Source organism: Achromobacter sp. GbtcB20 (genome assembly GCF_019091095.1).
In the GTDB taxonomy this organism is placed as follows: Bacteria; Pseudomonadota; Gammaproteobacteria; order Burkholderiales; family Burkholderiaceae_B; genus Achromobacter; species Achromobacter mucicolens.
Map to the genome: position 1 here is coordinate 1 of NZ_JAGXJZ010000784.1, position 244 is coordinate 244.

Sequence of the window (244 nt, forward strand, 5' to 3'; positions counted from 1 at the left end):
GGCCGCGCCGATCAGGGCATCCACGGACTGCTGGTCGGGCACGAAATAGGCCGAGGTGATGTGCACCGATTTCTTGGCCTCGTTGATCGCCACCAGCAGCGACTTGTAGATTTCCGAGTGCCGGTTCGGCTCGGTGGCCAGCACCCGCACGAACTTGTCGCCGGCCGGCGCCAGGCGCGGGAAGTAGTCGACCGCCGGCAGTTCGCCCGCTTCCTGGCGCACCCAGTTGTCGATGAGGGCCCAC

General features: G+C 66.8%; 1 pseudogene. It reads right to left on the reverse strand.

From position 1 onward, the window contains the following. Positions 1–244: pseudogene (locus KVT32_RS31110) on the reverse strand (cardiolipin synthase B); the annotation flags it as partial.